The sequence below is a fragment of the Afipia carboxidovorans OM5 genome (assembly GCF_000218565.1).
Taxonomy (GTDB): Bacteria; Pseudomonadota; Alphaproteobacteria; order Rhizobiales; family Xanthobacteraceae; genus Afipia; species Afipia carboxidovorans.
In genome coordinates this window covers 2,262,733-2,286,655 of sequence record NC_015684.1, presented here as the reverse complement: position 1 = coordinate 2,286,655, position 23,923 = coordinate 2,262,733, and the positions used below count along the sequence as shown (strand labels likewise).

Below are 23,923 nucleotides of genomic sequence, written 5' to 3'. Positions count from 1 at the left end.
CTATGAACGGGATTTTGCAGAACTATCTGCCACTTGTGGTGTTTATTGGAGTGGCTGCCGTTATCGGTCTGGCGTTGCTGATCGCGCCGTTTCTGGTCGCCTACCAGCAGCCCGATCCGGAAAAGCTGTCGGCCTACGAATGCGGTTTCAACGCCTTCGACGACGCCCGCATGAAATTCGACGTCCGGTTCTACCTGGTGGCGATCCTGTTCATCATCTTCGATCTGGAAGTCGCGTTCCTGTTTCCGTGGGCGGTGGCGTTTGGAAAGCTCGGTGCAGCCGGTTTCTGGTCGATGATGGTGTTTCTGGGCGTCCTCACGATCGGCTTCGCCTATGAGTGGAAGAAGGGTGCGCTCGAATGGGATTGAACCCGACCCAGGTTTCTACATCCGGATCACCGCAGGTCTCGCAGCCGGCGACGGGTGTACTCGACCCGCGGACCGGCCAGCCGGTCGGCGCGGATGACCGCTATTTCCTCGAGATCAACCACGAGTTGTCCGACAAGGGGTTCTTTGTTGCGGCGGCGGATGATCTCATCACCTGGGCGCGCACCGGCTCGCTGATGTGGATGACGTTCGGCCTCGCCTGCTGCGCGGTCGAGATGATGCAGGTGTCGATGCCGCGCTACGACGTCGAGCGTTTCGGCTTTGCGCCGCGTGCTTCGCCGCGCCAGTCCGACGTCATGATCGTCGCCGGCACGCTGACCAACAAAATGGCCCCGGCTTTGCGCAAGGTCTACGACCAGATGCCAGAGCCGCGTTATGTGATCTCGATGGGATCGTGCGCGAACGGTGGCGGCTATTATCACTATTCATATTCGGTCGTGCGCGGGTGCGACCGCATTGTACCAGTGGATATTTACGTGCCGGGCTGTCCGCCGACCGCGGAAGCGCTGCTCTACGGCGTATTGCTCCTGCAGAAGAAGATCCGGCGGATCGGAACGATTGAACGCTAAGGCTGAATGATGGACGACGCCAGACTCGACGCTCTCGGTCAGACGATTGTTGGTGCGCTGCCAGGCGCAGCCCTCGGCCATGCGGTCGAGGTCGGCGAGCTCAATATCGCGGTCGATCTTGAGCGGATCGTCGAGGTGGTGCGCTTCCTCAAGACTGATCCGCGCTGCCGCTTCGTCAACATCATCGACGTAACGGCGGTGGACTATCCCGGCCGCGAGAACCGCTTCGACGTGGTCTATCATTTCATGTCGCCGACGCTGAACGCGCGGCTGCGGCTGCGCGGGCAGGCCAACGAGGACACTCAGGTGCCCTCGATTATCAGGGTCTTCCCGGGTGCCGACTGGTTCGAGCGCGAGACCTACGATCTCTATGGCGTGATCTTCACCGGCCATCCCGACATGCGCCGGATTCTCACCGATTACGGTTTTGAGGGTCATCCGCTGCGCAAGGATTTCCCGCTGACGGGCTTCGTCGAGGTACGCTACGACGACCAGGAAAAGCGCGTCGTTTACGATCCGGTCCGTCTCAATCAGGAATTCCGTCAGTTCGATTTCCTCTCGCCGTGGGAAGGCGCGGAATATCTGCTGCCGGGCGACGAGAAAGCATCGGGCGTGCCGAAGCCTCCGGGCGAAGAGAAGAAGGCGTCCACGCCATGAAGCCGACGCTGGTTGCCGGAGCGACGCATCGCTTCACCTATCGCGTGCCGGAGAACAAGACCGTGCCGGATCTCTTTCCGGAAGCGCACGACTTTCAGATCATGCCGCACGTCTTCGCCACGGGTTACATGGTCGGCCTGATGGAGTGGGCGTGCATGGACCTGATCCGTCCTCATCTTGAGGATGGCGAGGGCACGCTCGGCACGCTGATCGACGTCAACCACACCGCGGCAACGCCGCCCGGCCTCACCATCAATGTCGATGTCGAATGCCTCGAAGTGAAGGGCAAGTGGTCGCGCTTCAAGGTCAAGGCCCATGACGGCATCGACGTGATCGGCGAGGGTTTCCACGAGCGCTATGCCGTGATGTGGGACAAGTTCAAGGCGCGGGTTTCCGAGAAGGCCGTGAAAGCGGGAGTAGCCGCATGAGCATCACCGAAGCCAACGCTCTCGCAGACGCGCCCGGCACGCGCAATTTCACCATCAATTTCGGCCCGCAGCATCCGGCCGCGCACGGCGTGCTGCGCCTCGTGCTCGAACTCGATGGCGAAGTCGTCGAACGCGTCGATCCGCATATCGGCCTCCTGCATCGCGGCACCGAAAAGCTGATCGAGCAGAAGACCTATCTGCAGGCGATCCCGTATTTCGATCGCCTCGACTACGTCGCGCCGATGAATCAGGAGCACGCCTTTTGCCTCGCGGCGGAGAAGCTGCTCGGCATCACCGTGCCGCGCCGTGGGCAGTTGATCCGCGTGCTTTACAGCGAGATCGGCCGCATTCTTTCGCATCTCCTCAACATCACCACGCAGGCGCTTGACGTCGGCGCGCTGACGCCGCCGCTGTGGGGCTTCGAGGAGCGCGAGAAGCTGATGATGTTTTATGAGCGCGCCTCCGGCTCGCGCATGCATGCCGCGTTCTTCCGTATCGGCGGCGTGCATCAGGACCTGCCGCCGAAGCTCATCGGCGATATCGACATCTGGTGCGATGCCTTCCCCGAGAAGCTCGACGATCTTGAGATTCTGCTGACCGACAACCGCATCTTCAAGCAGCGCAACGTCGATATCGGCGTGGTGACGCTCGATCAGGCGTGGGAGTGGGGCTTCTCCGGCGTCATGGTGCGCGGCTCCGGTGCTGCGTGGGACTTGCGCCGGGCGCAGCCCTACGAGTGCTACGACGAGATGGAATTCGATATTCCAATCGGAAAGAACGGCGACTGCTACGACCGTTACTGCATCCGCGTCGAGGAGATGCGGCAGTCGGTGCGGATCATGAAGCAGTGTATCGCGAAGATGCGCGCGCCGGACGGGCAGGGGCCTGTCGTGATCGAAGACAACAAGATCACCCCGCCGCGCCGTGGCGAGATGAAGCGCTCGATGGAGGCGCTGATCCATCACTTCAAGCTGTACACCGAAGGCGTCCACGTTCCGCCCGGCGAAGTCTACGCCGCGGTCGAGGCGCCGAAGGGCGAGTTCGGCGTCTATCTCGTCGCTGACGGCACCAACAAGCCTTACAAGTGCAAGATCCGCGCTCCCGGGTTTGCGCACCTGCAGGCGATGGACTTCATCTGCAAAGGCCACCTCTTGGCCGACGTCTCCGCCATTCTCGGCTCCCTCGATATCGTGTTCGGCGAGGTGGACCGGTGATGGCTGCGCATATCCGTAGTTTGGGCAAGAGCCGGGCGGCACATGCCGGCTTCCCGATGATCGAGAGAACGTAAACGATGGCCGTTCGGCGTTTGGCACCGAAAGAGCTGCAGCCCGAGAGCTTCGTCTTCACCGACGAAAACCTCGCCTGGGCGAAGCAGCAGATCGAGAAATTCCCGCCGGGCCGGCAGCAGTCGGCGGTGATCCCGATCCTGTGGCGTGTGCAGGAACAGAATGAAGGCTGGGTCTCGGAAGCCGCGATCCGCGCTGTCGCCGATCTGCTCGGGATGGCGCACATTCGCGTTCTCGAAATCGCGACCTTCTACACCATGTTCCAGCTCTCGCCGGTCGGTAAGAAGGCCCACGTGCAGGTTTGCGGCACCACGCCGTGCATGCTGCGCGGCGCCAAGGATTTGGTCGAGGTCTGCAAGCATCGTATCCATCACGATCCGGGCCATGTCTCGGAGGACGGCGACTTTTCGTGGGAGGAGGTCGAGTGCCTCGGAGCCTGCGTCAACGCGCCGATGGTGATGATCTGGAAGGACACCTACGAGGATCTCACGCCGGAGACCCTGAACAAGGTGCTCGATGGCTTCGCCTCCGGCAATCCGCCGAAGCCCGGCCCGCAGATCGACCGTCAGTTCGCAGCGCCGGTGGGCGGCCCGCGCGTTCTCAAGGACATCACTGCATCCGGTGACGGCCGGGGCCCGGTCAAGGAACCGGTGCTCGCCGATGCCGAATCCAAGAAGCCGGGTGCTGCTGCCAATGTGCAAGAGCGGCCTTCACCGAAGCCGCCGGCCGATGACGCGACCAAGAAGGGCAATATGTGATGCTCGAGGACAAGGATCGCATCTTCAAGAATCTGTACGGCCTCGATGACTGGGGTCTCGCGGGCGCGCGGCGTCGCGGCGCCTGGGATGGCACTAAGTCGATCATCGAAAAGGGCCGCGACTGGATCGTCAGCGAGATGAAGGCCTCTGGCCTGCGCGGGCGCGGTGGCGCGGGATTCCCGACCGGCATGAAATGGTCGTTCATGCCCAAGGAATCGACCGATGGCCGCCCGAGCTATCTCGTGGTCAACGCCGACGAGTCCGAGCCCGGCACCTGCAAGGATCGCGAGATCATGCGGCACGATCCGCATCTTCTCGTTGAGGGCTGCCTGCTCGCAAGCTTCGCGATGGGCGCGCATGCCGCCTACATTTATGTCCGCGGCGAGTTCATCCGCGAGCGCGAGCATCTGCAGGCCGCGGTTGATCAAGCCTATGAGGCGAAGCTGATCGGCAAGGACAATGTCCACGGTTGGCCGTTCGACCTCTATGTCACCCACGGCGCCGGCGCTTACATCTGCGGCGAAGAGACTGCGTTGCTCGAAAGCCTCGAAGGCAAGAAGGGCCAGCCGCGCCTGAAGCCGCCGTTCCCCGCGAATGTCGGCCTCTACGGCTGCCCGACCACGGTGAACAATGTGGAGTCGATCGCGGTTGCGCCCGATATTCTGCGGCGCGGCGCGGCATGGTTCTCCTCGATCGGCCGTCCGAACAATGTCGGCACCAAGCTGTTCGGCATCTCCGGCCACGTCAACACGCCTTGTGTGGTGGAAGATGCGCTCGGCATTACCTTCCGCGAGTTGATCGACAAGCACGCCGGCGGCGTCCGCGGCGGCTGGGACAATCTGCTTGCGGTGATCCCGGGCGGTGCATCGTGCCCGTTGATCCCGGCGGCCGATTGTCAGGACCTCATCATGGATTTCGACGGCACCCGCGCCGTGAAGTCGAGCCTCGGCACCGCCGGTGCGATCGTGATGGACAAGTCCACCGACGTGATCGCCGCGATTGCGCGCATCTCCTACTTCTTCAAGCACGAGAGTTGCGGCCAGTGCACGCCGTGCCGCGAAGGCACCGGCTGGATGTGGCGCGTGCTCACCCGCATGGTTGAGGGCCGCGCCCACAAGCGCGAGATCGACATGCTGCTCGAAGTGACGAAGCAGGTCGAAGGCCACACCATCTGCGCGCTCGGCGACGCGGCGGCCTGGCCGATCCAGGGTCTGATCCGCGCCTTCCGGCCGGAGATCGAACGGCGCATCGATGATTTTACGCGCAAGGCAAGCCTTGATGATCAGGGTGTGCTTGATCCCGCTCACATGATTGCGGCGGAGTGAGGCGGATGACCAAGATTCTCGTCGACGGAAAAGAAATCGATGTGCCGCCCGAGTACACGCTGTTGCAGGCGTGTGAGGCCGCGGGCGCCGAGATTCCGCGCTTCTGCTATCACGAGCGGCTTTCGATCGCGGGCAACTGCCGCATGTGCCTCGTCGAACTCGCAGGCTCGCCGAAGCCGGTCGCAAGCTGCGCATGGGGCGTGCGTGACTGCCGTCCGGGCCCGAATGGCGAACTGCCGTCGGTCAAGACCAAGTCGCCGATGGTGAAGAAGGCGCGCGAAGGCGTGATGGAGTTCCTGCTCATCAACCATCCGCTTGATTGCCCGATCTGCGACCAGGGCGGCGAGTGTGACCTGCAGGACCAGGCGATGGGCTACGGCGTCGACACCAGCCGCTTTGCTGAGAACAAGCGTGCGGTCGAAGACAAGTATATGGGCGCCCTCATCAAGACCGTGATGACGCGCTGCATCCAGTGCACGCGCTGCGTTCGCTTCGCCAACGAGGTTTGCGGCGTGCCGGAGATGGGCCTGATCGGTCGCGGCGAGGACGTCGAGATCACGACGTATCTTGAAAGCGCGCTGACCTCCGAGTTGCAGGGCAACCTTGTCGATATCTGCCCGGTCGGCGCTCTGACCTCTAAGCCGTACGCCTTCACGGCGCGCCCGTGGGAGCTCGGCAAGACGCAGTCGATCGACGTGATGGATGCAGTCGGCTCCGCGATCCGCGTCGATACCCGTGGCCGCGAAGTGATGCGCATCCTGCCGCGCGTCAACGAGGCGGTGAACGAGGAATGGATTTCGGACAAGACGCGGCATGTCGTCGACGGCCTGCGCACGCAGCGTCTCGACCGGCCTTATCTGCGCGAGAACGGCCGGCTGCGCCCGGCCTCGTGGAACGAGGCGTTTGCCGCCATCGCCGCGAAGAATGCGCGCGGCAATCGCGTCGGCGCTATCGCAGGCGACTTGGCTTGCGCCGAGGACCTGTTCGCGCTGAAGGATCTGCTGGGCCGGCTCGGCTCCGCCAATCTTGCGGCTGCAAACGTTGCGGCGTTCGATCCGAAGCTTGGCCGTGCCTCCTATCTGTTCAATCCGACGATTGCGGGCATCGAGGAAGCGGATGCGCTGCTGATTGTCGGCGCGAACCCGCGCAAGGAAGCCGCGATCATCAATGCGCGCATCCGCAAGCGCTGGCGCACCGGCGAGCTCAAGATCGGGGTGATCGGCGAGAAGCCGGATCTCACCTATAAATATGAGCATCTCGGCGCAGGCGCCGATACGCTCGCGGAAGTCGCTGCGGGCAAGCATTCGTTCGCCGAGGTGCTGAAGGGCGCGAAGCGTCCGATCGTGTTGGTCGGCGCGGGCGTGTTCGGCCGCAAGGACGGCGCGGCGCTGCTGGCGCAGGCGGCTTCGCTCGCGACCGCCATCGGCGCGGTGAAGGACGGCTGGAACGGCTTCGGCGTGCTGCACACGGCAGCGTCCGCAGCCGGTGCGCTTGATCTCGGCTTCGTGCCGGGAGAGGGCGGGCTTGGCCTCGAGCAGATGCTGGCACCCCAGGCGCTCGACGTGTTGTTCCTGCTCGGCGCCGACGAGGTCGAAGTGCCCGCGGGCACCTTCGTCGTCTACATCGGCACCCATGGTGATCGCGGCGCGCATCGTGCTGACGTCATCCTGCCGGGCGCCGCCTACACCGAGAAGAGCAGCATCTACGTCAACACCGAGGGACGGGCGCAGATGGCGAACCGCGCCGGCTTCCCGCCGGGCGAGGCGCGCGAAGACTGGGCGATCCTGCGTGCGCTGTCGGAGGTGATCGGTGCGCGGCTGCCTTACGACTCGCTGCAGCAGTTGCGGCAGGCGATGTTCAAGGCCGTGCCGCATCTGATGCGGATCGACCAGATCGAGGCCTCGGATGATGCGGCTGCCTTGAAGGCACTGGCTGCGCGTGGCGGTACTGCCGATAAGGCGGCATTCAAGAGCCCGATCGCGGATTTCTATCTGACCAACCCGATTGCCCGTGCCTCTGCGGTGATGGCCGAATGCTCGCGGCTTGCCTCCGGGCAGGTCTTGAGCGCAGCGGAGTGAAAGTGAGCTGATGTCCGAATTCTTCGCAAGCTCTGTCTGGACCGGGCTCCTCTGGCCGCTCATCGTGATGCTGGCGCAGAGCCTTCTGTTGCTCGTCCTGCTGCTGGTCGCGATTGCCTACATCCTGCTCGCCGACCGCAAAATCTGGGCAGCAGTGCAGATCCGGCGCGGCCCGAACGTAGTCGGCCCGTGGGGATTGTTCCAATCCTTCGCCGACCTTCTGAAGTTCGTGTTCAAGGAGCCGACCATCCCGGCGGGCGCGAACAAGGGCATCTTCCTGCTTGCGCCGCTCGTCACCTGCACGCTCTCCCTTGCCGCGTGGGCGGTGATCCCGGTCGATCTCAACTGGGTGATCGCCGATATCAATGTCGGCATCCTCTACATTCTCGCGATCTCCTCGCTGTCGATCTACGGCATCATCATGGCGGGGTGGTCGTCGAACTCGAAATACCCGTTTATGGCAGCGCTGCGCTCGGCCGCGCAGATGGTGTCCTATGAAGTCTCGATCGGCTTCGTTGTCATCACCGTGCTGCTCTGCGTTGGTTCGCTGAACCTCACCGCCATCGTCGAGGCGCAGCATCATCGCGGCCTTGCAGCCGCCATCGGCCTGCCGTGGCTTACGATCCTGAACTGGTACTGGCTGCCGCTGCTGCCGATGTTCGTGGTGTTCTATGTCTCGGCGCTGGCTGAGACCAATCGTCCGCCGTTCGATCTTGTTGAAGCGGAATCCGAACTCGTCGCCGGCTTCATGGTCGAGTACGGCTCGACCCCGTACCTCCTGTTCATGCTGGGTGAGTACGTCGCGATCTGCACCATGTGCGCGATGGGCGCGATCCTGTTCATGGGTGGCTGGCTGCCGCCGGTCGATCTGCCGCCGTTCACCTGGGTGCCGGGCGTGATCTGGTTCACGCTGAAGGCATTCTTCTTCTTCTTCCTGATCGCGATGGCGAAGGCGATCGTGCCGCGCTACCGCTACGACCAGTTGATGCGCCTGGGCTGGAAGGTGTTCCTGCCGCTGTCGCTCGCGATGGTCGTTATCGTTGCGGGCGTCCTGCAATTTGCCCAGTGGGCGCCGAAGTGAGGGCATCATGGGAATAGCATCCGCCGTCAACTCGCTTCTGCTCAAGGAATTCGCCGCGGCTTTCGTCGTGACGATGCGTTATTTCTTCAAGCCGAAGCCGACCGTGAACTATCCGTTCGAAAAGAACCCGATCTCGCCGCGCTTCCGCGGCGAGCATGCGCTGCGCCGTTACCCGAATGGCGAGGAGCGCTGCATCGCCTGCAAGCTGTGCGAGGCGATCTGCCCGGCGCAGGCCATCACCATCGAGGCGGGGCCGCGCCGCAACGACGGCACGCGCCGCACGGTGCGCTACGACATCGATATGGTGAAGTGCATCTATTGCGGGCTGTGCCAGGAGGCCTGCCCGGTGGATGCGATCGTCGAGGGACCGAATTTCGAATTCGCCACTGAGACGCGCGAAGAACTCTATTACGACAAGGCTCGATTGCTCGCGAACGGCGACCGCTGGGAGCGCGAAATCGCCAGGAACATCGAACAAGACGCGCCTTACAGGTAACCCCCTCATGATCCTTCCCGCGCTGTTCTTTTATCTGTTTGCCGGCGTCTGCGTCGCTTCGGCCGTGATGGTCGTCACCGCACGCAACCCTGTGCACTCGGTGCTGTTCCTGATCCTCACCTTCGTCAATGCGGCGGGGCTGTTCGTGCTGCTCAACGCCGAATTCCTCGCGATGATCCTGATCGTCGTCTATGTCGGCGCGGTCGCGGTGCTGTTCCTGTTCGTCATCATGATGCTCGATGTCGACTTTGCAGCGCTCCGCCAGGGCTTCATCGAATACCTGCCGGTGGGGCTTTTGGTGGGCGCGATCTTCCTCGTCGAACTTCTGCTTGTCGTCGGCGGCTGGGTACTGAGCCCGGATGTCGCGCATTCGATCACGGCGCCGATCCCGACCACCGTGACCAACACCGAGGCGATCGGCCTCGTGCTGTACACGCGCTACATCCATTACTTCCAGTTGGCGGGCCTCGTGCTGCTGGTGGCGATGATCGGCGCGATCGTGCTGACGCTGCGTCACAAGCCGAACGTCAAACGGCAGAACATCAGCGTCCAGAATGCGCGCGGCAAGGCAACCGCGATCGCAATGCGCAAGGTCGCGCCGGGGCAGGGGCTGCAGGACGCCGATGCCGGGGAGTGGGTGAAATGACGATCGGTCTCGGACATTATCTCGCGGTCGCCGCGATCCTGTTCACGGTCGGGATGCTCGGCATCTTCCTCAACCGCAAGAACGTCATCATCATCCTGATGTCGGTCGAACTCATCCTGCTGTCGGTCAACATCAATCTCGTATCGTTCTCGAGCTTCCTCAACGACATCGTCGGCCAGGTGTTCGCGCTGCTCGTTCTGACGGTGGCGGCGGCTGAGGCCGCGATCGGGCTTGCGATCCTGGTCGTCTACTTCCGCAACCGCGGCTCCATCGCAGTCGAAGACATCAACCTGATGAAGGGCTGATAGGGTTATGATTCAGGCGATTGTTTTCCTGCCTCTGATCGGTGCGCTGATCGCGGGCCTCATCACGCTCATCGGTGCGCGCGGCCGTCACCCCGGCGGCGACGAGATGGAGCATGCCCACGGCGATGCGCATGGGCATGCCGTTTCCGCGCCAATCGGCGGCGATGCGGCGGTGATCCACGAGACCCACCACGAGCCGGGCGATGGCCATGACGATCACGGCCCGGTCGAGCCGCCTGCGGCAGGCTCGCGCCTTGCCGAAGTTATCACCACCGCGCTGTTGCTCACGTCGGCGGCGCTGTCATGGGTGATGTTCGTCGATGTCGCGCTGATGCATCACGACCTGCGGGTGGTGCTCGCGAGCTGGATCAACTCCGGCGACCTCAAGATCGCCTGGGCGCTGCGTGTCGATACGCTGACGGCAGTGATGCTGGTCGTGGTGACGACGGTGTCCTCGCTCGTGCATCTCTATTCCATCGGCTACATGCACGAGGACCCGCATCGCCCGCGCTTCATGGCGTATCTGTCGCTGTTCACCTTCGCGATGCTGATGCTGGTGACCTCCGACAATCTCGTACAGCTCTTCTTCGGCTGGGAAGGCGTCGGTCTCGCGAGTTATCTCCTGATCGGCTTCTGGTACCAGAAGCCATCCGCCAACGCGGCCGCGATCAAGGCGTTCGTCGTCAACCGCGTTGGCGACTTCGGCTTCGCGCTCGGCATCTTCGCGATCTTCGCGCTGGTCAACTCGACCGATTTCGAGACGATCTTCGCCGCTGCGCCGAGCCTCGTCGGCAAGACGATCAACCTGTTCGGCTGGAACGTTGATGCGCTGACGCTGACCTGCCTCCTGCTGTTCATGGGCGCGATGGGCAAGTCCGCGCAGTTCCTGCTGCACACCTGGTTGCCGGACGCGATGGAAGGCCCGACGCCGGTCTCCGCGCTGATCCACGCCGCGACCATGGTGACGGCAGGCGTATTCATGGTGGCGCGGCTGTCGCCGTTGTTCGAACTCGCACCCGACGCCAAGGCGTTCGTGATGCTGATCGGCGCGACCACGGCGCTGTTCGCGGCGACCGTCGGCCTCGTGCAGAACGACATCAAGCGCGTGATCGCTTACTCGACCTGTTCGCAGCTCGGCTACATGTTCGTGGCGATGGGGGCGGGGGCTTATTCGGTCGGCATCTTCCATCTGTTCACGCACGCCTTCTTCAAGGCGCTGCTGTTCCTGGGCTCGGGCTCGGTCATCCTCGCGATGCATCACGAGCAGGACATGCGCGCGATGGGCGGGCTGTGGCGCAAGATTCCCGTCACCTACGCGACGATGGTGATCGGCACGCTGGCGCTGACCGGCTTTCCGCTCACCGCCGGCTACTTCTCGAAGGACGCGATCATCGAGGCCGCCTTTGCCGCGAACAGCAACCCGTTCGCGTTCTACGGCTTCCTCTGCACCGTGTTCGCTGCAGGTCTGACGTCATTCTACTCATGGCGTCTCATTTTCATGACCTTCCACGGCAAGCCGCATGATGAGCATCATTATGAAGCGGCGCATGAAAGCCCGCTGGTGATGCTGATCCCGCTCGCGGTGCTTGCGGTCGGCTCGTTTGCCGCCGGCTTCCCCTTCAAGGAATTGTTCGCGGGCCACGGCATCGCGGAATTCTTCCAGGGCGCGTTGAAGGTCGACGGCCATGTGATGGAAGAGATGCACCACATCCCGCACTGGATCGCGCTGTTGCCGACGGTGATGATGTTCGGCGGTCTCGCGATGGCGTACCTGTTCTACATCGCCAAGCCATATCTGCCGGTCGAGCTCGCCCACCAGCAGCCGCTGCTCTACAAGTTCCTGCTCAACAAGTGGTACTTCGACGAATTGTACGACATCATTTTCGTGCGGCCCGCAAAGTGGCTCGGCTACACGCTCTGGAAGAAGGGCGACGGCATGCTGATCGACGGGCTCGGGCCTGACGGTGTCTCCAAGCGCGTGCTTGACATCACGCGCGGCGCGGTCCGGCTGCAGAGCGGATACCTTTATCACTATGCCTTCGCGATGCTGGTCGGCGCCGCAGGGCTCGTCACCTGGTTCATGTTCGGCGTCGGGGGCCAGCAATAATGACCACCTGGCCTGTTCTTTCCGTCATCACCTTCCTGCCGGCGGTCGGCGCGCTGCTCGTCTATCTGGTGCGCGGCGACGACGAAGCGGGGAAGCGCAACGCGCGCTGGATCGCGTTGTGGACGACGCTGATCAACTTCGCGATCTCGCTGGTGCCGCTGCTGCGCTTCGATGCCTCGCAGCCGGGCTTCCAGTTCGAGGAACACGCGCAGTGGCTCGGCGCGGCGATGAACTATCACATGGGCGTTGACGGCATTTCGCTGCCGTTCGTCATCCTCACCACTGCGCTGATGCCGTTCGCCATTCTGGCGAGCTGGAAATCGATCCAGGTCCGCGTGCGCGAATACATGATGGCGTTCCTTGTTCTGGAAACGCTGATGGTCGGCACCTTCTCGGCGCTTGATCTCGTGCTGTTCTACCTGTTCTTCGAAGGCGGCCTGATCCCGATGTTCCTCATCATCGGTGTGTGGGGCGGTCCGCGTCGCGTCTATGCGAGCTTCAAGTTTTTCCTCTACACGCTGCTCGGTTCGGTGCTGATGCTGCTCGCCATCATGGCGCTCTATGCGCAGGCGGGCACCACCGACATCCCGACGCTGATGACGACCAAGCTGCCGCACAATCTGCAGATCTGGGCGTGGCTCGCGTTCTTCGCGTCCTTTGCGGTGAAGATGCCAATGTGGCCGGTCCACACCTGGCTGCCGGATGCGCACGTCGAGGCACCGACTGCTGGCTCGGTGATCCTGGCCGCGATCCTGCTGAAGATGGGCGGCTACGGCTTCCTGCGCTTCTCGCTGCCGATGTTCCCGCTGGCCTCGCATGACTTTGCGCCGCTCGTCTGGACGTTGTCGGTGATCGCGATCATCTACACCTCGCTGGTCGCGCTGATGCAGGAGGACATGAAGAAGCTGATTGCGTACTCGTCAGTGGCGCATATGGGCTTCGTCACCATGGGCATCTTCGCGGGCACTATGCAGGGAGTCGCCGGCGGTGTGTTCCAGATGATCTCGCACGGCATCGTCTCGGGCGCGCTGTTCCTTTGCGTCGGCGTCATCTACGACCGCATGCATACCCGCGAGATCGCGGCCTATGGCGGCCTCGTCAATCGCATGCCGCTGTATGCCTTCACGTTCCTTCTGTTCACCATGGCGAACGTCGGCCTGCCGGGCACCTCGGGCTTCGTCGGCGAGTTCATGACGCTGCTCGGCACCTTCAAGGTCTCGGTCGCGACCGCCTTCCTTGCCACCATCGGCGTCATTCTGTCGGCGGGCTACGCGCTGTGGCTCTACCGCAAGATCGTGTTCGGCGAGCTGACCAAGCCGTCGCTTGCCAGCATCAAGGACATGACGGGGCGCGAGATCACGCTGTTCGTGCCGCTCATCATCCTCACCATTCTGTTTGGCGTCTATCCGAAGCCGGTGCTGGATCTGTCGGCGGCGTCGGTTCACCAACTCGTCGAGAATTACGGTGCGGCGATCAGTGCCGTTAAAGCCGCGGCATTACCTTAAGAGCAGGGCGCAGGAATGAACTTCAACCTCGCAGATTATTCGCTGCTTCCGGTTCTGCCCGAGATCGTGCTCGCGGTTGGCGCGATGGCGCTTCTCATGCTCGGCGCGTTTCGCGGTGAGCGTTCGGTCACCATCGTCACGGGGCTTGCGGTCGTCCTTCTTGCTGTGACGATCGTGCTCGAATGGTGCCTGCCGGCCGGCAAGCTTGTCACCTTCGGCGGCAGCTTCGTCGTCGACGATTACGCACGTTTTCTCAAGACGGTGATGCTGATCGCCTCGGCTGCGACGCTGATCATTTCACGTGGCTTCCTCACCAATCAGGCACGGATTTTCGAATATTCGATCCTCGTTCTGCTCTCGAGCGTCGGCATGATGGTGCTGATCTCGGCAGCGGATCTGATTTCGCTCTATCTCGGCTATGAACTGATGAGCCTTCCGCTCTACGTCGTCGCCGCAAGCCATCGTGATAATCTGAAGTCGACGGAAGCAGGCCTGAAGTATTTCGTTCTCGGCGCGCTGTCCTCGGGCATGATGCTGTACGGCGCCTCGCTGATCTATGGCTTCACCGGCACCGTAGACTTCGCCGGCATTGCCGCCGTGGCGAAGACCGGCAGCATCGGCGTGATGTTCGGCATCGTGTTCCTGCTGGTCGGGCTCTGCTTCAAGATTTCGGTCGTGCCGTTCCATATGTGGACGCCCGACGTTTACGAAGGCGCGCCGACGCCGGTCACGGCCTTCTTTGCGTCCGCCCCGAAGGTCGCCGCTCTCGCGATGCTGGTGCGCGTGTTGCTCACCGCGTTCCCGAACGTCACGCACGACTGGCAGCAGATCATCACCTTCGTTTCGATCGCCTCGATGGGGCTCGGCTCTTTTGCTGCGATCGGCCAGAAGAACATCAAGCGCCTGATGGCCTATTCCTCGATCGGCCACATGGGTTTCGCATTGGTGGGCCTTGCCGCCGGCACGGCGCAGGGCGCGCAGGGTGTTCTCATCTATCTTGCGATCTATGTGGTGATGACCTTCGGCAGCTTCGCGTTCATTCTGTCGCTGAAGCGTAACGGCCAGTCGTTCGAGCAGATCAGCGATTTTGCCGGCCTGTCGCGGACCAATCCGTATCTCGCCTTCATGTTCGCGATGCTGTTGTTCTCGCTCGCGGGCATTCCGCCGCTCGCAGGCTTCTTCGCGAAGTTCTACGTTTTCCTCGCGGCCATTCAGGCCGGGCTCTATCCGCTCGCGGTGATCGGCGTGCTGACGAGCGTGGTGGGCGCCTTCTACTATCTCGCCATCATCAAGACGATGTACTTCGACGACTCGCGCGGCGCAGTCGATCCGATGGCCGGCGAGCTCCGTACGGTGCTGACGGTCGCGGGTGTCTTCAACCTTCTGTACTTCGCTTATCCGGGTCCGCTTGTCAGCGCGGCCACGGCGGCTGCGAAGTCGCTGTTCTGATGGTCTTCGCGCTCGGACCCCGGGCACGATCAGCACAATACCGCCTTGCCAGCTTCGAGAGCGCAGGCTCGACCAATGCCGAGGCGCGCGCGCGCGTGCGGGACGGCGAGCGCGGGCCGCTCTGGCTTGCGACCGCGCATCAGACGGCGGGGCATGGGCGGCGGCAGCGGGCATGGATCTCGCCGCCGGGCAATCTGGCTTGCAGCGTCATCGAGACAATCGAGACGGATCAGGCCCACGCAGCCACGCTTGGTTTTGCGGCCGGGCTTGCGCTCGAGACTGCGCTGCGGCGCGTCTGCGGAGAGGCGGCATCCTTCCAACTGAAGTGGCCGAACGATGTGCTTGCGGGTGAAGCGAAGCTCGCTGGCATCCTGATCGAGGCTGAGCAGAGCCCCGACGGCCTTGCGGCCGTAGTCGGGATGGGCGTCAACATCGTGGTCGCACCGGACGATACGCCTTATCCGGCGACGTCGCTGGCCGCGCTTGGCATCACCGCGGATGCGCCGGCGCTGTTCGCGGCGCTCTCCGATGCCTGGGCCGAATGGTTCGCGCTGTGGGATCACGGCCGTGGCTTTGCGGCAATCCGCGCGCAGTGGCTGACACGCGCCGCCGGACTCGGCGCGCCGCTCAAGGTGCGGCAGGGCGAGCGGCTGGTGGAAGGTTATTTCGAGACCATCGACGAGGGCGGCCATCTGGTGCTGTCGCGCGACGGGCAGCAGACACGGATCGCCGCGGGCGATGTTTATTTCGGTGCGGCGGCGTCCGCGGGGGCAGCGTAATGGCGCGTGCTGATGAATTGAGTTTTGTGCCGCTCGGTGGCATCGGCGAGATCGGCATGAACCTGTCGCTCTACGGCCTCGGCAAGGGCCGGCAGCGTTCGTGGCTCGCGGTCGATCTCGGCGTCTCCTTCGGTAATGAGGAGCATCTGCCCGGCATCGAGATCGTGATGCCGGATATTCGCTTTCTGGAATCCGAACGTAAGAATCTGGTCGGCCTCGTCCTGACCCACGCTCATGAGGACCATTTCGGCGCGATCATCGATCTGTGGCCGCGCTTGCAATGCCCGATCTACGCCACGAAATTCTCTGCGTCGCTGTTCGAGGCGAAGTGCGCAGCCGAACGCACCCCGACGAACATTCCTGTCACGGTGGTCGAATCCGGCGCACGGATCGATGTCGGGCCGTTCAACGTCGAATTCATCGCCGTGCAGCACTCGATCCCGGAATCGCATGCGCTGGCGATCCGCACCTCCGAAGGTGTCGTGCTGCATACCGGCGACTGGAAGCTCGATCCGACGCCGCTGATTGGCGAGCCGACCAATGAAAAGCGGCTGCGCGAGATCGGCGACGAGGGCGTGCTGGCGCTGGTCGGCGATTCCACCAATGCCGTGAGGGAAGGCCGCTCGCCCTCGGAGCGGGAGGTCGCTCGCAGTCTCACCGAGATCATCAAGGCCGCGAAGGGCCGCGTGGCGGTGACGACGTTCGCCTCCAACGTCTCGCGGCTGCGCGCCGTGGCGGAGGCCGCCCGCGAGGCCGAGCGTGAAGTGGTGCTGATCGGCCGGGCGATGGAGCGCGTGGCGCAGGTCGCGCGCGAGACCGGCTATCTCGATGGCGTCGCGCCGTTCCGCGGGGCGGACTATTACGGCCATTTCCCGCCGGACAAGGTGCTCGCGTTGTGCACCGGCAGCCAGGGCGAGCCGCGCGCGGCACTGGCGCGCATTGCGAACGACGATCATCCCGACGTGACGCTCAACAAGGGCGACACCGTGATCTTCTCCTCGCGCACCATTCCCGGCAACGAACGAGCGGTCGGCGGCATCATCAACAATCTCGTCACCCGCGGTATCAAAGTGATCACCGACCGGACGCATCTCGTGCATGTCTCCGGCCATCCGCGCCGCGAGGAACTGCGCGAGTTGATCTCATGGGTGCGGCCGCAGCTTCTCATTCCGGCGCATGGCGAGGCGCTGCATCTGTCCGAGCACGCCGACCTCGCGCGCGCCTGCGGCGTGCCCAAGGTGATGATCTGCAAGAACGGCGATCTGGTGCGGCTTGGGCCGGGCGAACCGGCGATTGTCGAAGAGGTGCCGGCAGGGCGGCTCTACAAGGACGGCAAGATTCTGGAGGACCAGAATTCTCGCGCCGTGGTTGCACGTCGCCGTTTGGCTTTCGCGGGAAGTGCCTTTGTCGCGTTGGCGCTGACCGAGAAGGGCGAGCTTGCCGACGACCCGCAGGTCGACCTGATCGGTATTCCGGAACGCAACACCGCCGGTGAATTGATCGACGAACTGGTGTACGACGTCGCGGTTTCGACCTTCGAGAACCTGCCGCGTGCCAAGCGGGGCGATCCCGATGCGGTCGGCGAGGCGGTGCGGCGTGCCGTCCGGTCGGCGATTGCCGAGCAGTGGGGTAAGAAGGTCGTCTGCGTCGTTCACGTTCTTGAGGTCTGAAAGGCGAGGGATGCTCGGCCGGCTTAACCATGTGGCGATTGCCGTGCGTGATCTGCAGCAGGCGGCGGCGATCTACGTTGCCGCCGGTGCGGACGTCTCCGCGCCGGAGCCGTTGCCCGCGCATGGCGTGACCACCGTGTTCGTGACCCTGCCCAACACCAAGATCGAACTGCTTGCGCCGCTCGGCGAGGCCTCGCCGATCGCCAGGTTCCTTGAACGGAATCCCGATGGCGGCATCCATCACCTTTGCTTTGAGGTTGATGATATCATTGCCGCGCGGGACACGCTGGCGGCGCAGGGCGCGCGGGTGCTGGGTGACGGCGAGCCGCGCACCGGCGCTCACGGCAAGCCGGTGTTGTTTTTCCACCCGAAGGACTTTTCGGGAACGCTGATCGAGATCGAGGAGGCATAGATGGTCCAGACCATCGGGTCGGCATTCGCGATCTATTTCATTGTTTGGTGGCTCGTGCTGTTCACCGTGCTGCCGTTCGGCGTGCGTGGCCAGCACGAGGGCGAGGGGATGGCGGCGGGGACCGATCCCGGTGCACCGATCATGGCCCGGATGGGCCGCAAGCTGATCTGGACCACGCTGATCTCGTCGGCCCTCTTTGCCTGCCTGCTCTATGCCTATTACGCGGGCTTCCTCAATATCGACCGCGTGAGCAAGGCGGTCGGCATTCCCTTCTGATCGTCGCACGGTTCCCTCGCGGAATTAGCTCGTGGCACGAGATGTGTTCGCGAGTCGCAAACGCATGGCCGCTCCGCAAGCCATGCCGATCGAGACGCATTTGATCCAAAGCAAGGTGGGTGAGGGGCTGCAGGCGCAGGATTGCTTTATGAAACGAGCAGACAAAAAAAAGAGCAGGGCCCGATGCCCTGCTGCTTAAACGTCACGACCCTGAGTCCCCGATGCGATTGAGATCTATCGTTGTTTAGACGGGGATGACGCTGCGTTGTGCGCGTCGGGCCTCCTCCCAAGACTTAGACCACAGCAGGAGCGGCTTGTTGCCGTCTGCCCGTCTGTCGAACCTGTCTAGCGCAAGATTATCGGCTTGTCATCTTTTTTGGAAACAAAATTCATATTGGAGTCAGGCTTTGAATTTTTATTTCGCGATGAGAATTTTCCTAGCCAGAGAGCGGGATATCGACATTTCGAGATCGCCGTGCTTAGTCAGGACGTCCGGTTTTCTCGCCGGGTAGGGAATGCCATGCGCAAGCGGCTGGGACGTCTCGCTCCCATCGTCATGATCGCGGTGTTGGTGCAGCTTCTTGCGCCGATCGCGATGATGCGTGTCGCAAGCGCCGCGATGCAGGACCCGTTTGGCGGCGCGATCATCTGCGCCGGCACGCATGGTGATATGGCTGGCGATACGGCCGCTGACGTTGCACCGAATGCCGTCCACCAGACCTGCTGCCCGCTCTGCGTGCTCGCGCATGTTGCGACGCCGCTCGATCATCCCGAAGCTCCCTATGTCGTCATTCAGCGCGACTATCAGCGTGTCGTCTGGCTCGAAAGCCTGACGCCGGACTCTGATAATGGCCTGCATGACCGGCCGCATGCGCGCGGCCCGCCTCTCTTTTCCTGATCGTTGACCTCTCCGTGCGAACGGCGGTGCAAGCCTGCTGTTCGTTGTTCGACGCGGCCGCTGAGCGGCCATCAGGAATTATTCCGTGTCCAGACTTCATTCCTTTGGGAGCGTCACGCTCCTTGCCACCTGCGGCGCTATCTTGGCCGCTCCATCATCCGTTCTCGCTGACCACGAGGCGGGGCATGTTCTGCCCGAGCTGACGGTCGAGGCTCCGCGTGCCGCGCGGGCCAAGCCCAAAAAGCCGCGCGTGCGAGCCGCGACCGCGCCACGCGCGTCGCGCTCCGCCGCCGACGCGTCAACAACGCCTCCGCGAGTCATTGTCACGGGTGGCAGCGTCACCCCGGCGGGAGCGCTTGCCGGTCTTACGCAGTCGCCCTCCGGGCAGACCGCGACGACTATCGATCATCGCCAGTTCGACAATCGTCCATCGTTTTCGGTAAGCGACGTGTTGCGCGACAGCCCCGGTATCTCCGTGAAGCAGGGCAACGGTCCGCGCGATTTCGGCATCTCGATTCGCGGCTCGAATGCGCGCAACGGCTTCGCCATCCGCAACATGGTGATCTTCGATGACGGCTTTCCCGTCACGCAGCCCGATGGCCTCTCCCGAAGCGATCTGATCGATCCGCACGCCTATGGTGCGATCGATGTGATCCGCGGTCCATCCTCGGCGCTCTACGGCAATTACGCCACCGGCGGCGCGATCAATTTCCGCACCCGGCCGGGGCGGGAGATCGACGGCGTCGAATACGGTGTCGATGGCGGCAGCTTCGGTTATCTCAACAACTATCTCGCCGTCGGCAAGAAGGTTGGCAACTTCGAGGCCTCTTTGTTTGCCAGCGATGCACGCGGTGACGGCTTCATCGGCAATAGCTGGTTCAACACCCAGACTGTGAACTTCCTCGGCACCTATCAGGCGACGCCGGATGACCGCTTCACGCTGAAGATCATCAACAACAACCTGGATGCGCGGCTGCCGATCCGGCTGTCGCTCAATCAGTTCGGGGTGAATCCGTTCCAGCGCGGCTGTTCTGCGGCTGTAGGCGGCGTCGCGCCGCAGGGTTGCGCGACGGTGTCGCTGTTCGACAACGGCTTCAATGGCTCCCGTACCAACCAGACGGCGGAGCAGGCGGGTCTTGGCCGCACCGACCGCCGCACCATCATCGGCGCACGCTGGGAGCATGACTTCGACAACCAGACGACCTGGCGCAACCAGCTCGTGTTCGACGATCGCAACATCAACCAGCCCACCGGAGCAACGAGCGCGATCGGCGATTATCCGTCCTACAATTTCATCAGCGACATCACCCGCCGCGGCGAATTGTTCGGATTCGAGACGACAAGTTATTTCGGCGGCTTCTACAACACGCTGAACTGGTCCGGGAACACCTTCAACGTGATGCCCGGCGGCGATGCGACGCTGGGGCTATTGTCTTCCAACGTCACCGGCACCCACAGCAATTTCGGCTTGCGTGCGCGCGAGGAGGTCAAGCTCACCGACGCGCTGACCGCAATCGGCGGGCTCGGCTGGGAGGTCACGCATCTCAAGGGCGTGAACACCGCGCTGAGATATCCGGTCGCCGGCGATCCGACAGCGGTGCCCGCGCTCACGAGCGTCGACCGGCAGTTCACCAATCTCGCACCGGAGCTAGCGCTGCTCTACAAATTCAACAATGAGTGGCAGGGCCGTGCGCGTGTCGGCACCGGCTACGGCACGCCGCAGGTCGGCAATCTGTTCGTGCTGGCGGACGGCAGTAACGGCAACAACACCGGCCTGATGCCGCAGCGGAATGTCGGCTACGACCTCGGCCTCGACTGGACGCCGAACAAGACGTTCAAGGTCAGTCTCACCGGCTTCTACGAGTTCTTCCGCAACGAGCTTGTCTCGCAGGCAACACCGGTCGGTGCGGCGAATGCGAGTTACATGTTCAACGCGCCGCGCTCGGAGCATCGCGGCATCGAGCTTGCCGCCGACTGGCGTTTCCATCCCGGCTGGCGCGCGACGCTCGCCTATACCTATCTCGATCAGATCTATACCGAGTACACGGAGGTCATTCGCGGTGGCGTCACCGCCTATAGCTTCGATCGTGCCGGTAACAAGATTCCCGGTATCTCGCCGAACGAACTCACAGCGCGTCTCGGCTATGACGAGACGGCGGGCATCTATGCCGGGCTCGGCGCGTTCGTCGAAGTCCAGTGGAAGGACGCCTTCTACATGGACAACGCCAACATCCTGAAAGCGCCGGGCTACGAACTCGTCAATCTCAACGTGCACTACAAGACAGACGTGAAGTCGGACGTCTTCAAGACACTCAATGTTTACTTTGAGGTCCGCAACCTGTTCGATAAGACCTATATCGCCTCGGCCAACAACATCGGCAACAGCGTGACGAGCGCTGGCGTTCAGGACCCCGCGAACATTCTGGCGAACCGGACAGGCTCGATCTACGCGGGATCGCCGCGTACGTTCGTTGCCGGCATGAAGGTGGCGTTCCGATGAAACAGATTCTCAGAAATGGATGGATCGTATGTGCTGCGGCCGTGCTTGGCCTCGGTGCGGTTCAGGCGCACGGCCACAAGAGCGGGTCGCATGGTGATGCGGCGGCTTGTGCGGAAGTGGCGTTGCGTTGCGCGACCAAGGTGACGCCGGCGTTCGGGCCGGACGGCAAGCTCTGGGTCGTGATGATGGCGGGTGGGCGGATTGCAGTCGCGCATTCCGCCGATGCTGGCAAGACATTCAGCGCGCCGATTGCCGTGACGAACAAGACCCTCGATCTCGACTGGGGGCCGGATGCCCGGCCGAAGATCGTCGTCGACAAGCAGGGCGAACTCATCGTGGCGTTCGCGGCGTTTCGTGACAAGGCGTTCAACGGCGAGGTGTTCACCACACGCTCGATCGACGGCGGCGCGAGCTTTGAACCAATGAAGCCGATCACCTCCGACAAGACGAGCCAGCGCTTCGCCGCGCTGGCGCTCGATTCCGACGGCTCGGTGTTTGCCGCGTGGCTCGACAAACGCAACCGTGCGCCGGCGAAGAAGAAAGGCGAGGCCTATGACGGCGCGGCGTTGTTCTTCGCCACCTCGAAGGACGGCGCGGTTTACTCCAAGGCGAACCTTGCCAAAGACAACACCTGCGAATGCTGTCGCATCGGCGTTGCCTTCGCGGGGCCGGGACAACCGGTCGTGATCTTCCGCAATATCTTTGACGGCAGCGTGCGCGATCATGCCGTCATCACCTTCAAGGATGCGGCGACGCCTGGGCCGCTCCATCGTGTCAGCAACGACAACTGGAAGATTTCGGCCTGTCCGCATCAGGGGCCGAGCCTGTCGATTGCATCGACCGGCACCTATCACGCGACGTGGTACACCAACGGCAAGGCGCGGCAGGGGCTGTTCTACGCCCGCTCGACTGATGGCGGAGCGACCTTCTCCGAACCCGTCGCGCTGGGCGATCCCGCGCGCAATCCTTCGCGTGGCATCGTGCTGGCGACCGCCAAGGGCACTTATGTCGCGTGGAAGGAGTTCGACGGCGAGAAGACCACGGTGAAGGCGATGCAGTCAGCCGACGACGGCAAGACATGGTCGCCGCCGCAGGTGATCGCCACCACGGCGGACACCTCGGATCATCCCTTGCTCGTGAGCTATGGCCGCAACGTCTTCCTGTCGTGGATGACGAAAGCGGACGGCTACCGCTTCCAGCAGATCGGGCAGGGCTCATGACACAGATGATGCGATATGCGTTTGTGGCTCTCCTTGGGCTGCTCGTTCTCGCGAGCAACGCCACGTCTGCCTCGGCCACGGAGATCAAGCCGTTCGAGCGGGGAAGCTGGCAGGCGATCCGCGCCGCGCATGCGGGCCGCCCGACACTGGTGCATTTCTGGGGCGTCACCTGCGGGCCCTGCAAGGTCGAGTTGCCTGAGCTCGGCAAATTCGCGAAAGCGCATCCCGGCATCGATGTCGTGATGATCGATGCCGATCTGGTTCCGAACAGCATCCAGGCCGTAACGGCGATGCTCGACAAGGCAGGGCTCGACAAGACCGAGCGCTGGATGTTCGGGGATTCCTATGCCGAGCGGCTGCGCTACGAGATCGATCCGAAATGGCAGGGCGACATCCCCCGTACGCTCCTGATCACCGCTGATGGCACGATCACCACGATCGAGGGATCGGCGGACATTTCAAATCTGGAAAAATGGGCAGCAAGCGAAGGAAAGAAGTGATGCAGAAGATGATGCGCATCTTTGGAGGCGCAATGATGGTTCTCGCGGTTGGTGTGGTGACACCGGCCTCCGCGCGCGACGTCAAGGCTGGCGATTTGACCGTTGTCCAGCCCTGGGCACGGGCGACACCGGCCGGTGCCAAGGTCGGCGGCGCGTATCTCTCGATCACCAACAACGGGAAGACCGCCGACCGGCTGACGGGCGTCTCCATGTCGAGTGCGGATCACGTCGAAATCCATGAGATGAAAATGGATGGCGGCGTCATGAAGATGCGCCCATTGCCGAATGGCGTCGAGGTCAAGCCGGGCCAGACCGTGAAGCTCAACCCCGAAGGCAATCATCTGATGCTGATGGGGCTGAAGGCACCTCTCAAGCAGGGCAGCATTATCGAGGGTACGCTGCACTTTGAAAAAGCGGGAGCGGTCGATGTCGGGTTCACGGTCGAATCCATCGGGGCCAAGGCGCCGGGTGCCGGAGATCACGGCAGCGGCGCGATAAAGGGAGACAGCACCCACAAGGGGCATTGATCCGGTCTGAAAGGAACGTCGGCCTGCGGGCCGGCGCTTCGGCCGGCTGCGCTGGTAAAAGCCTT

The 23,923-nt window shown here is 62.9% G+C and carries 24 protein-coding genes; all 24 read left to right on the top strand.

The genetic code is table 11. The features are described from left to right. The first annotated feature begins 2 nt into the window (after positions 1–2). Positions 3–368: an NADH-quinone oxidoreductase subunit A gene (locus OCA5_RS10560; RefSeq protein ID WP_012563070.1), complete on the top strand. Its 366-nt coding sequence runs from the start codon at positions 3–5 to the stop codon at positions 366–368. Beyond that, the gene (locus tag OCA5_RS10555; protein WP_012563071.1) at positions 359–955 is read left to right on the top strand and encodes a NuoB/complex I 20 kDa subunit family protein; all 597 of its coding nucleotides are present in this window, start codon (positions 359–361) and stop codon (positions 953–955) included. The genes OCA5_RS10560 and OCA5_RS10555 overlap by 10 nt, the downstream gene beginning before the upstream one ends. A gap of 9 nt (positions 956–964) precedes the next feature. Then, complete coding sequence (locus tag OCA5_RS10550) at positions 965–1,612, top strand: NADH-quinone oxidoreductase subunit C (protein WP_013913160.1); 648 nt, start codon at positions 965–967, stop codon at positions 1,610–1,612. Then, positions 1,609–2,040 carry a thioesterase family protein gene (locus OCA5_RS10545; protein WP_012563073.1) on the top strand — a complete coding sequence of 144 codons (432 nt, stop codon included), beginning with the start codon at positions 1,609–1,611 and terminating at the stop codon, positions 2,038–2,040. The genes OCA5_RS10550 and OCA5_RS10545 overlap by 4 nt, the downstream gene beginning before the upstream one ends. Continuing rightward, positions 2,037–3,254, top strand: coding sequence for an NADH-quinone oxidoreductase subunit D (locus tag OCA5_RS10540; RefSeq protein WP_012563074.1), 1,218 nt, complete (start codon positions 2,037–2,039; stop codon positions 3,252–3,254). The genes OCA5_RS10545 and OCA5_RS10540 overlap by 4 nt, the downstream gene beginning before the upstream one ends. Positions 3,255–3,331: 77 nt before the next feature. Then, entirely contained in the window at positions 3,332–4,084 is a 753-nt protein-coding gene (gene nuoE / locus OCA5_RS10535) for an NADH-quinone oxidoreductase subunit NuoE (protein WP_012563075.1), read from the top strand. Then, positions 4,084–5,409 (top strand): NADH-quinone oxidoreductase subunit NuoF, encoded by a 1,326-nt coding sequence (gene nuoF, locus OCA5_RS10530; protein WP_012563076.1) that lies wholly within the window; start codon positions 4,084–4,086, stop codon positions 5,407–5,409. Before nuoE ends, nuoF begins: the two co-directional genes overlap by 1 nt. 5 nt (positions 5,410–5,414) lie before the next feature. Next, on the top strand, positions 5,415–7,487 hold the full coding sequence (gene nuoG / locus OCA5_RS10525; protein WP_012563077.1) for an NADH-quinone oxidoreductase subunit NuoG: 2,073 nt from the start codon (positions 5,415–5,417) through the stop codon (positions 7,485–7,487). Positions 7,488–7,497: 10 nt separating this feature from the next. Then, positions 7,498–8,568: an NADH-quinone oxidoreductase subunit NuoH gene (gene nuoH / locus OCA5_RS10520; RefSeq protein WP_012563078.1), complete on the top strand. Its 1,071-nt coding sequence runs from the start codon at positions 7,498–7,500 to the stop codon at positions 8,566–8,568. A 7-nt stretch (positions 8,569–8,575) separates the two neighbouring features. Continuing rightward, positions 8,576–9,064, top strand: a complete 489-nt coding sequence (gene nuoI, locus OCA5_RS10515) for an NADH-quinone oxidoreductase subunit NuoI (protein ID WP_012563079.1) — start codon at positions 8,576–8,578, stop codon at positions 9,062–9,064. Positions 9,065–9,071: 7 nt separating this feature from the next. After that, positions 9,072–9,710 (top strand): NADH-quinone oxidoreductase subunit J, encoded by a 639-nt coding sequence (locus tag OCA5_RS10510; RefSeq protein ID WP_012563080.1) that lies wholly within the window; start codon positions 9,072–9,074, stop codon positions 9,708–9,710. Further along, entirely contained in the window at positions 9,707–10,015 is a 309-nt protein-coding gene (gene nuoK, locus OCA5_RS10505) for an NADH-quinone oxidoreductase subunit NuoK (RefSeq protein ID WP_012563081.1), read from the top strand. The genes OCA5_RS10510 and nuoK overlap by 4 nt, the downstream gene beginning before the upstream one ends. A 7-nt stretch (positions 10,016–10,022) precedes the next feature. Further along, entirely contained in the window at positions 10,023–12,122 is a 2,100-nt protein-coding gene (nuoL, locus tag OCA5_RS10500) for an NADH-quinone oxidoreductase subunit L (protein ID WP_012563082.1), read from the top strand. Continuing rightward, positions 12,122–13,627 carry an NADH-quinone oxidoreductase subunit M gene (locus tag OCA5_RS10495; protein WP_012563083.1) on the top strand — a complete coding sequence of 502 codons (1,506 nt, stop codon included), beginning with the start codon at positions 12,122–12,124 and terminating at the stop codon, positions 13,625–13,627. Before nuoL ends, OCA5_RS10495 begins: the two co-directional genes overlap by 1 nt. A 15-nt stretch (positions 13,628–13,642) precedes the next feature. Next, complete coding sequence (gene nuoN / locus OCA5_RS10490) at positions 13,643–15,076, top strand: NADH-quinone oxidoreductase subunit NuoN (protein ID WP_012563084.1); 1,434 nt, start codon at positions 13,643–13,645, stop codon at positions 15,074–15,076. Beyond that, complete coding sequence (locus OCA5_RS10485) at positions 15,076–15,855, top strand: biotin--[acetyl-CoA-carboxylase] ligase (RefSeq protein WP_012563085.1); 780 nt, start codon at positions 15,076–15,078, stop codon at positions 15,853–15,855. Before nuoN ends, OCA5_RS10485 begins: the two co-directional genes overlap by 1 nt. Beyond that, positions 15,855–17,525 carry a ribonuclease J gene (locus tag OCA5_RS10480; protein WP_012563086.1) on the top strand — a complete coding sequence of 557 codons (1,671 nt, stop codon included), beginning with the start codon at positions 15,855–15,857 and terminating at the stop codon, positions 17,523–17,525. Before OCA5_RS10485 ends, OCA5_RS10480 begins: the two co-directional genes overlap by 1 nt. A gap of 10 nt (positions 17,526–17,535) precedes the next feature. After that, positions 17,536–17,937 carry a methylmalonyl-CoA epimerase gene (mce, locus tag OCA5_RS10475; protein WP_012563087.1) on the top strand — a complete coding sequence of 134 codons (402 nt, stop codon included), beginning with the start codon at positions 17,536–17,538 and terminating at the stop codon, positions 17,935–17,937. Beyond that, entirely contained in the window at positions 17,938–18,213 is a 276-nt protein-coding gene (locus OCA5_RS10470) for a DUF1467 family protein (RefSeq protein ID WP_012563088.1), read from the top strand. A gap of 520 nt (positions 18,214–18,733) precedes the next feature. Next, positions 18,734–19,111 carry a DUF2946 domain-containing protein gene (locus tag OCA5_RS10465; RefSeq protein ID WP_012563090.1) on the top strand — a complete coding sequence of 126 codons (378 nt, stop codon included), beginning with the start codon at positions 18,734–18,736 and terminating at the stop codon, positions 19,109–19,111. Positions 19,112–19,196: 85 nt separating this feature from the next. Further along, a complete protein-coding gene (locus tag OCA5_RS10460) occupies positions 19,197–21,611 on the top strand; it encodes a TonB-dependent receptor family protein (RefSeq protein ID WP_013913158.1) in 2,415 nt (804 codons plus the stop codon). After that, positions 21,608–22,831 (top strand): sialidase/neuraminidase family protein, encoded by a 1,224-nt coding sequence (locus OCA5_RS10455; protein ID WP_012563092.1) that lies wholly within the window; start codon positions 21,608–21,610, stop codon positions 22,829–22,831. Before OCA5_RS10460 ends, OCA5_RS10455 begins: the two co-directional genes overlap by 4 nt. 5 nt (positions 22,832–22,836) lie before the next feature. Further along, positions 22,837–23,331, top strand: coding sequence for a TlpA family protein disulfide reductase (locus OCA5_RS10450; RefSeq protein ID WP_013913157.1), 495 nt, complete (start codon positions 22,837–22,839; stop codon positions 23,329–23,331). Beyond that, complete coding sequence (locus OCA5_RS10445; RefSeq protein WP_012563094.1) at positions 23,331–23,858, top strand: copper chaperone PCu(A)C; 528 nt, start codon at positions 23,331–23,333, stop codon at positions 23,856–23,858. Before OCA5_RS10450 ends, OCA5_RS10445 begins: the two co-directional genes overlap by 1 nt. The last annotated feature ends 65 nt before the right edge of the window (positions 23,859–23,923 follow it).